The sequence below is a fragment of the Helicobacter pylori genome (assembly GCF_001998165.1).
Lineage (GTDB): Bacteria > Campylobacterota > Campylobacteria > Campylobacterales > Helicobacteraceae > Helicobacter > Helicobacter pylori_DL.
The window spans coordinates 1-1,217 of record NZ_MTWR01000104.1; the positions used below are offsets into that span (position 1 = coordinate 1).

2 protein-coding genes are annotated in these 1,217 nt (G+C 37.7%); both read left to right on the forward strand.

The window, feature by feature from the left end; all coding sequences use genetic code 11:
* On the forward strand, window positions 1-184 hold a 184-nt coding region (locus BZK24_RS08365), incomplete at its 5' end, for an NlaIII/IceA1 family type II restriction endonuclease (protein ID WP_524707209.1).
* Between the two features lie 8 nt (window positions 185-192).
* Window positions 193-1,182: a DNA adenine methylase gene (locus BZK24_RS08370; RefSeq protein WP_077657145.1), complete on the forward strand. Its 990-nt coding sequence runs from the start codon at window positions 193-195 to the stop codon at window positions 1,180-1,182.
* Window positions 1,183-1,217 lie beyond the last annotated feature (35 nt).

A 1,217-nucleotide genomic window follows, 5' to 3' on the forward strand; every position in this document is an offset into this window, starting at 1 on the left:
TGGCTATAGATTTGATGCAACAAAAATTCTTGGCAATCATTATCCTTTCTATGAAGGGGAGGCTGAATATGACGGCTGTGTGGGTTGCTATCAATATGACCCCATACAATACAGGAAAACTTGTAATGATAGGATATACAATGAGGGGTATCAAAATGGATACCATCAAAAAACTACTTTATAGCGGTTGCAATGAACTACATCGGCTCTAAATACAAGCTCATTCCCTTTATTAAGGAAAATATCCATGCGGTTGCGGGCAATGATCTCTCTGGCACGATTTTTTGTGATCTGTTCGCTGGGACGGGCATTGTGGGGCGTGCGTTTAAAAAAGCCGTCAATAAGGTTATTTCTAATGATTTGGAATATTATAGCTTTGTTTTGAATCAAAATTATATCGGCAACATTCAAGAAATCCCTAATCAAGAAGAGCTTATTAATGGGCTCAATAGCGTTGCTTTAAAAAAGGGTTTTATTTATTCGCATTATTCTTTAGGGGGGAGTTCAAGGCAGTATTTTAGCGAAACAAACGCTCAAAAAATTGATGCGGTGCGTTTAAAAATTGAAGAGCTTAAACTTTCTCAAAACATTGATAATTGCGCGTATTATTTTTTGCTCGCATCGCTATTAGAGAGCGCGGACAAGGTGGCTAACACCGCTTCAGTTTATGGGGCTTTTTTAAAACGCCTTAAAAAAAGCGCTCAAAAAGAACTCATCTTAAAAGGCGCTCATTTTGATGTGAGTTTAAGCACTAATGAAGTGTATCAGCAAGACGCTAGCGAGTTGATTGGAAAGATTTCAGGGGATATTTTGTATTTAGACCCCCCTTATAATGCGAGGCAATACGGGGCGAATTATCATTTATTAAACACGATTGCTGCTTATACGCCCTTTGCTCCAAAAGGCAAAACCGGCTTGCCTAATTACCAGAAATCCTCTTTTTGCTCTCGTTCTCAAATCTTAAACGCTTTTGAAAACTTGATCAAAAAAGCACGATTCAAATATATTTTTTTAAGCTATAACAATGAAGGGCTTATGAGCGAGATAGAGATTAAAAATATTTTAAAAAAATACGGTGCTTACTCCTTAATGACCAAAACCTACATGCGTTTTAAAGCGGATAACAAACGCGCCCACAAAGCCGCACACACCAAAGAGTGTTTGCATATTCTTATCAAATAAGAGTCAAGATAGCCCAACCTTTAAGAACGAGCTTT